This window comes from Ramlibacter sp., assembly GCF_035706265.1.
GTDB lineage: Bacteria > Pseudomonadota > Gammaproteobacteria > Burkholderiales > Burkholderiaceae_C > Ramlibacter.
Window position 1 is genome coordinate 1 of sequence record NZ_DASSVG010000089.1, and the last position, 5078, is coordinate 5078.

Genomic DNA, 5078 nt, shown 5'->3' on the forward strand with positions numbered 1-5078 from the left:
TCGTACCGCGTGCCGCTGCCGGTTTCGCGGTCGCTCACCGTCTGCTGGATGCCGCAGTAGTCCTCCGGCTCCTCGTAACGCCAGCGCTTCTGTTCAGCGGCCATCGTTGCCTCCCACGCCATCCTTACCTGCCGCTTCCCACTCCTTCGCGTCCTCGACTTGCGAATCGGTGAGCCGATCGAACTGACCCATGCCAAGCGCCCGGCGGCAGGCGAGGCCGACGACACTGCTGGCGCCCTGGTGGTGCCAAAGCAGCCACAGCAGCGCGCCGCGCATTTGGTGCGCTTTGTCCTCGGCCTGCACGCGCAGGCGGTTCATCGAATCAGCTTCCGTGGGCTTGCCGACCTGATGCGCCTCGCGCGCTTCGGTGATCCAGTTGCTCATGGCTTGCGACCCTCCGTGCCATCCTTGGGTGCCGGGTTGAACCCGAAGCACGTCGCATCGCAAGCAGGCGTGAGCATGCTCAGTGCACCTCCCCCGCCGCCGGCTTCGTCAGGTCGTGCACGTTCACGTGGACTTCGGCGCCCGTGGCCCTCACGATGCTGCTGGCCATCGCCTGCGCCGCCATCTGCACCGCGTACGTCTTGACCTCGTGCTCCAGCGCGCACATCACCATCGCGCCTTCCTCGCCCTCGATCTCTTCGTCTTCCGCCAGCTCCCGCAGCGCGCCCAGCATCGACGCCGCGCCGGCATAAAAAGCCTCCTGCGTGTCGTCAACCTGCGCCTTCGAGGCTTCCTTCGGGACCACGATCGCGTGGAACTTCGCCCACATCTGCGCGACGGTCGGGTGCTTCATCGGTCCTGCTCCAGGTCCTGCTGCTGCACCTCGGGGGCGGTCAGGGTGATGGGCCTTTCCGTGGTCTTCAGCACCGCCAGCTGCCCGTGCAGCTTCTCGCTGATGTTGGGCGACTCGACGCGGAACTTCAGCACCACGGAGCCGCCTTCCTTCGGCTGCACCTTGAAGCCCGAGAGCTTGCAGTCCGACAGCTCGATGTTGCTGTTCTTGCCGCCCAGGCCGCGGTCAACGGTCAGCGTGTAGCCGGTGAGCTCCAGGTCCCAGCCGAACTGCCCGAGCTTCTGCCCGATGCTGGTGAGGTTGGGAAGGTCCGACACCGGGTCCACCCCCTCGAGCGAGCCCTGCCGCTGCTCGGCGCTGCTGTTGGCGTTCTTGCAGTACAGCGCGCCGCGCAGGGCGCCGTCGAAGTGCGTCAACACGTGGTTGCTGGTCGTGATCTGCACATCGAGGCCGACGCCGGGGTCCGTGTCGGGCGCGCGGTCCTTCTCGGCGAGCACCAGGACGTCGGTGATCTTGGCGTTGGTGGGGGTGTCGAGCTCGAAAGCCATGCGGGTAGTTCTCCGTTCGCTGTGGGAAGAGGTTGGAAAGGGCCAGCCGGCGGCCGGCCCGAGAGTGGTGGTCATTCCTGCGGAAACCGGTCATCCAGCAGTCGCGCCAGCTCGCGCTGCTGGTCCTGCGGCAGCGCGCGCGCCTCGTCCAGGATCACCATCCCGGTGTCGCGGTCGGAGCACTTGCCGATGCGCTCGGCCAGCTTGGCGTAGGAGGGGGCGTCCGCGCCCTTGCCGGCCTGCTGGCGCTGCGATCGGGCGGGCGCCGGGGCCCTGGTAGCCTGCGCCTCCTCGCGTTCCTCCTGCGCCGCCGGGTGGCCAGCCGGCGGGCCGTCGAAGGCGTCGGCTTCCTGCTCCGCGCGGTTGCGCGCGGCGTCCGCGCCGGCTTCGCTCACCGGCACCTGCACGCGCTCGCCGTGCTGGTGTTCGTGCTCGATCTCGCCGAGCTCCAGCGTCTCGCTCGGGTTGTGCTCCAGCGCCGGCGGATCCATCTCGCCGCCCACCACCGCGCGCACCGCGTCGGGATCCACCAGCGTCTTCAGGTCCAGCGCCGCCACGTCGCTGCGGCTGTCCAGTTCGGCCGCCGCCATCAGCGCATCGCTGCTGGAAATCGGCAGCTGCTTGGCGTGCTTCTTGATCGCCGACTTCGCCGCCATGTCGTCGGCCCACATCACCCAGGGCGTCTCTTGCAGCTTCTGTTCCGCCCGCGCACGGTCCTTGTCGTTCTCCGCGCTGTCCACGTTGCGCAGCAGCGCGCGGAACGTCTCGCTCTTGCTGCGGATCTTCTCCAGCTCCTCCAGCGGCAGCACGCACGCCGTCTCGAAGCCGTCCACCAGGTTCACGTGGCTGAAGGCGCCGATCAACTCGCCGCGGCCCTTCAGCGCCTTGGAGTAGCGCAGGAAGTTCTCCGAGCCCATCATGTGCTCGAAGGTGTCGCCCTCGTGGATCGCCTCGGCGCGCAGCGCCTTCACCCGCGGGCTGCGATAGGCCAGCGTCACGAAGCCGCGCGCGCCCACCTGGAACTGGCAGTCGTAGACGTCCACCCACTGCGTTCCCACCTTCGCGCGGCGCTTGTAGGGGATCAGGAACGCCAGCTGCTGGATGGTGTTGGGCTCCAGCCCCAGGGCGGCCGTCGTCATCATGGCGCCCAGCACCGTCTGCGGGTCGCACTGCAGCAGCAGCGGCGTCTTCTTCACCGCGTTGACGCACAGCTTCAGCATGCGATCGGGCGACAGGAACTTGCCCGCCACCGCGGCCAGCCCGCTCTTCACCCGCGGGTCGTCCAGGTAGTCGAAGATCGTCTTCTGCCGGCGCTGCACCTGGTCGGTGGCCACGGCTCGAAGGGCTTCTCTGGTACTCATGAGGTTTCTCCTTGGCGGACCGCCCAATGCCGTCCGCGTTTGATGTTGGAAACGGTGGCCTGGCTGACCTTGTGGTCTGCCGCGATCGCGTCCTGCGGCCGGGGATCGCCGCGAATGAGCGCCGCCCGCGCCGCTGTGACCTTCGAGGCGCCATGCCGCTCGCCCTGCGCTTGGGTGCCATGCCGCAGCCTGTCCTGCCCGTTCTCAGTGGGCGTGCCCCACACCAGGTTGGCCAGCGCCGCGTTGCCCTTGTCGCCATCCAGGTGCCGGCACTCCATGCCAGGCGGACATGGACCAGCGAACGCCTCCAGAACGAGGAGGTGCACAGCGCGCGTCGCGGTCTGCCCCTGCTGGCTGAGGGTCACGAACACGTAGCCAGCGTTGTTCTTGCACGGCGCGAGCAGCCGCTCGCGAACGAGCTTTTCCCCGCCGCTTGGGTGCCGCACCATGCGAGCCTCGCTGCGAACGAGCCCCGCGTCGGACACCGAGTAGCCGGGCCAGCCGGCGATCGCTACCCACCTCATTTCTTGCGGGCCTTCACCTGGCGCAGCACGCGGATCACCTTCGTGCGCGAAAACTCGCCGATCGGGTCCTCGATGCGCTGGAACTCGCCGCTGTCCGCGCGCCGGTAGATCTCGGCGGCCGCGAGCTGCTGCTGGTCCAGCCGCGTGTCGTTCTGGCCCTTCCACGTGCAGATGTCGACGCCGTTGAACGTCAGGCGCGAGTGCGGGCTGATGAACTCGGCGATCTCGAACTTCAGCGCCTCCGCCGCGTCCTCCCACTCCTTGATCTGACCCTTGATCCGGTAGAACTGGGAGACCTTCTCAGCGATCTCCTCGGTCGCCTCGGCGGCCAGGCCGTTGTCTAGCGGGAACAGGGCCTTGATGTCGTCGAAGGTCAGCGGATCCGGCGGCACGTCGGCCAGCACGTGGTTCACCCAGAAGTCCAGCTCCTTGGCCCGCATGCCGGCGATCGTCTGCTCGTCGCGCACCGTCCAGAACAGGTCGACGTCATCGAAGCTGCGCAGCGCCGCCACGAGGCAGTAGTTGCGGCCGGTGATCATGAGCCCGTGTTGGAACTGGACCGCGTACTCGATCGGCACGTCCTCCGTGTCCTCCAGGCCCCACTTCTTGCGGGCGAACCCGGTCACGCTCTTGGCGTCGACGTTGACGTGCTCGCGCTGCAGCTCGATCAGCTCGCCGGCGATGACGATGCTGCCCGTGAGGCGCAGCTCGAAGTCGATCTCGCAGGCCAGGAAGTCGTGCTCTGGGTCGCGGTACCGCTCGTTGATCGCCAGCAGCTCCACCTTCAGGCCACGCTCGCGCAGCTTGTCGATGGCCATGTCCCGGATGAACGGCTCCAGCTTGTGGCCGCGCGCTAGGATCTTCTCGCGCATCGGGTCCACCGGGTCCTTGCGCTTCCTGCCGGTCTTCTCCTGCCACAGCTCCACGGGCGTGGACCAGGGCGACACGCCCATGACGGCCGCCGCGTCGCTGCCGCCCAGGAACTTGGAGCGGTCGACCTCCTGGGCAACGGGGGCGAGAACGGCGCTCATGCCTGCCCCGCCAGCGCCAGCAGGATGACGCCCAGGGCCATGAGCAGGCCCCAGGTGGCGACCTTCCAGCCGTTGGTGCGGCGCGCGGGAAGGGGGCGCTCGATCGCGCAGCCCGCGTCCATGAAGGTCGCCTCGCTCATCGAGCGCGGCGTCGGGCCGAAATTGGTGTGCTTCATGCCATGCTCCAGATCAGAATGCCGGCGCCGACGAGGGCCAGCAAAAGCGTTACCGCGTAGGTGATCGCCGCGTCGAGGAGGGCATCGACTTCCTCGTCGAGCCACTCGTTGGGGTCAGGCATCGCCGCTCTCCTCGTCTTCGTCTTCCTCCGGCGCGCAGGGCGAGCCGGGTTGTGTAAAACCGTGGCACGTCTCGCACCAGTGCCCGTGCATGCGCTGGCGCTCCAGCCGCGCCTCGGCGCGCAGCTCGTCGGCCTCCATGTCGTCGAAGAAGCGGTCCATCGCCGCGAAGAACAGGTCAGGCATCGCGGGGCGCCTCCTTCGTCGCCTGCTGCGCCACGGCCAGGATCAGATGGGCGAACGCCGTGGCCGTCTCCGGCTTGACCGTCGTCATCCACGACCACACGCAGCCGTCGTGTGCCGACAGCAGGATCCCGTCTCTGGTCCGCAGCGCATCGAGAGAGACGTACGGGTTGATCTGGCTCACGGACACAGCGCGTCCTCCTCCGGCTCCAGCGCCGGCTCCCGCGCCGGCTCGGTTTCCTCGACGCCGATCTCGCTCAGGCGGCCTTCGCCCACCTTGCTCGTGATCGTCAGCACCGACCCATCGGGCCGGCGGAAGCTGTGCTGCTGGGTGTCCAT

10 protein-coding genes are annotated in these 5078 nt (G+C 68.1%); all 10 read right to left on the minus strand.

Features of this window, described 5'->3' with window-relative positions:
• Positions 1-93: 93 nt before the first annotated feature.
• The gene (locus VFM98_RS03405) at positions 94-384 is read right to left on the minus strand and encodes a hypothetical protein (RefSeq protein ID WP_325108497.1); all 291 of its coding nucleotides are present in this window, start codon (positions 382-384) and stop codon (positions 94-96) included.
• Positions 385-463: 79 nt separating this feature from the next.
• A complete protein-coding gene (locus VFM98_RS03410; RefSeq protein WP_325108498.1) occupies positions 464-796 on the minus strand; it encodes a hypothetical protein in 333 nt (110 codons plus the stop codon).
• Positions 793-1344, minus strand: a complete 552-nt coding sequence (locus tag VFM98_RS03415; protein WP_325108499.1) for a hypothetical protein — start codon at positions 1342-1344, stop codon at positions 793-795. The genes VFM98_RS03410 and VFM98_RS03415 overlap by 4 nt, the downstream gene beginning before the upstream one ends.
• Before the next feature lie 71 nt (positions 1345-1415).
• On the minus strand, positions 1416-2705 hold the full coding sequence (locus tag VFM98_RS03420) for a recombinase RecT (RefSeq protein ID WP_325108500.1): 1290 nt from the start codon (positions 2703-2705) through the stop codon (positions 1416-1418).
• Positions 2702-3229 (minus strand): NUMOD4 motif-containing HNH endonuclease, encoded by a 528-nt coding sequence (locus tag VFM98_RS03425; protein WP_325108501.1) that lies wholly within the window; start codon positions 3227-3229, stop codon positions 2702-2704. Before VFM98_RS03425 ends, VFM98_RS03420 begins: the two co-directional genes overlap by 4 nt.
• On the minus strand, positions 3226-4260 hold the full coding sequence (locus VFM98_RS03430; RefSeq protein WP_325108502.1) for a YqaJ viral recombinase family protein: 1035 nt from the start codon (positions 4258-4260) through the stop codon (positions 3226-3228). Before VFM98_RS03430 ends, VFM98_RS03425 begins: the two co-directional genes overlap by 4 nt.
• Entirely contained in the window at positions 4257-4436 is a 180-nt protein-coding gene (locus tag VFM98_RS03435) for a hypothetical protein (protein ID WP_325108503.1), read from the minus strand. Before VFM98_RS03435 ends, VFM98_RS03430 begins: the two co-directional genes overlap by 4 nt.
• Positions 4433-4558 carry a hypothetical protein gene (locus tag VFM98_RS03440; protein ID WP_325108504.1) on the minus strand — a complete coding sequence of 42 codons (126 nt, stop codon included), beginning with the start codon at positions 4556-4558 and terminating at the stop codon, positions 4433-4435. The genes VFM98_RS03435 and VFM98_RS03440 overlap by 4 nt, the downstream gene beginning before the upstream one ends.
• A complete protein-coding gene (locus VFM98_RS03445; protein WP_325108505.1) occupies positions 4551-4742 on the minus strand; it encodes a hypothetical protein in 192 nt (63 codons plus the stop codon). The genes VFM98_RS03440 and VFM98_RS03445 overlap by 8 nt, the downstream gene beginning before the upstream one ends.
• The gene (locus VFM98_RS03450; protein WP_325108506.1) at positions 4735-4923 is read right to left on the minus strand and encodes a hypothetical protein; all 189 of its coding nucleotides are present in this window, start codon (positions 4921-4923) and stop codon (positions 4735-4737) included. Before VFM98_RS03450 ends, VFM98_RS03445 begins: the two co-directional genes overlap by 8 nt.
• Between the last annotated feature and the right edge of the window lie 155 nt (positions 4924-5078).